Raw genomic sequence first — 1741 nt, 5'->3', positions numbered from 1 at the left:
GGGGAAATACCCAAACTGGCAAGCGCGATCGCCCACTACGTCATCCGCACCCAGGAAAACGTGGTTTTAAATAACGCTACCCAAGAGGGACAATTTACCCGCGATCCTTATATTGCAGCCACTCAACCGAAATCGATTCTCTGCACTCCTCTGCTGCACCAAGGCAAACTGACAGGCATTCTTTACCTAGAAAATAACTTGACAGAAGGAGCTTTTACTACAGATAGGCTAGAACTGCTAAAATTGTTATCGGCCCAAATAGCCATTTCCCTTGAAAATGCCCAACTCTACAATAACTTGCAGGAGTTCAATCAAAACTTAGAGCAATTAGTAGGCGATCGCACCCAGGAATTATCCCACACGCTGGATACTTTAAAAGCGACTCAAAGTAAGCTAGTCGAATCTGAAAAAATGGCATCTCTGGGAGGATTAGTTGCAGGCGTCGCCCACGAAATTAATACTCCCATCGGCGTGGGCGTTACCGTTGCCTCAGCTTTAGCAGAAAATACCACAGAATTTGCTTCTACTTATAAGAGTGGCAAAATGAAGCGCTCCGAATTAGAAGAATTTTTGGATATAGCCATCCAAAGCAGCAACACCCTTCTAACTAATCTCAATCAGGCAGCGGCATTGATTCAGAGCTTTAAAGAAGTGGCAGTCGATCGCTCTAGCGAAGAACGACGAACTTTCATAGTAAGAGATTATCTGGATGAAATTTTAATCCAATTAAAACCAACATTGAGAAATAGCAAACATTCGATCGAAATTAAGGGAGACACCAAGATTGCCATAGATTCTTATCCAGGTGCTTTATCCCAAGTTGTCACAAATTTACTGATGAACTCTCTGATTCATGCTTACGAACCGGGCGAATCAGGTCAGCTCGTTTTTGATTGGCAACAAGAGGGATCTCGACTTCGCTTGGAATATTCCGATGATGGTAAAGGCATTCCTCCAGAAAATTTAAGTAAAATTTTTGAGCCATTCTTTACTACCAAACGCGGTCAAGGGGGTAGCGGGTTAGGATTGCATATTGTCTACAATTTAGTTACCCAAAAACTTCTGGGTGAAGTAGAATGTAAAAGTAAGGTGGGAGTGGAAACCAAATTTATTATTAAGTTACCCCTACAAATCGATGCAAAACTGTAGTTTCCCAAATCAAAAGTTCAGTAATAAACATAGATAAGCAGCAATGGACAATATTTACGGTTTTTCAACTCAAGAATCATGTCAAACAATGCTATTGGCTGAAGGATTTAACTCAGATGCCGGTCTAGGCAGATCTGACGATCGATCTAGTAACTATAACAAGCCCTACAAATCTCCTCTGAAGACCAAGGGCGAGATCCCTTCACTCTGTTCTGCCTGCTTTTGGAGGAAGCTGCGAGAGCCCTCCTAACATGAATCTTTATTTGTATTTTTTTTAAGAAATGTTAAGAAAAAATATTTTTAGTAAAGCTTAAGTTTTGCTGACAGTGCAGAGTAAAATTAGGTATCAGAGCATACATCTACTTATAAATTGGCACTTCCTCAAAAACTTGTGTATTAATATTTAAGAGAGAATGCAATGACGATTAACTTAGCCGGCTACGAAATTACCAGCCAAATTCATGAAAGTAACAATTCTTTAGTTTACCGAGGTCTGAGAAAGCAAGACAACCAAGCGATAATTCTCAAATTTCTCAAGCTAGATTATCCGATGCCAGCTTCGTTAGTCAGATACAAGCAGGAATACGAAATT

The 1741-nt window shown here is 40.4% G+C and carries 1 protein-coding gene; it reads left to right on the top strand.

Translation table 11 applies throughout. From position 1 onward, the window contains the following. Positions 1-1149: GAF domain-containing sensor histidine kinase (locus QUB61_RS39285; protein ID WP_333190466.1), on the top strand; the 1149-nt coding region annotated here is incomplete at its 5' end. Between the last annotated feature and the right edge of the window lie 592 nt (positions 1150-1741).

This window comes from Microcoleus sp. C2D2, assembly GCF_036702495.1.
GTDB lineage: Bacteria > Cyanobacteriota > Cyanobacteriia > Cyanobacteriales > Microcoleaceae > Microcoleus.
Note: the sequence above shows the minus strand (reverse complement) of the source record. Positions and strands in the feature narration are given on the sequence as shown.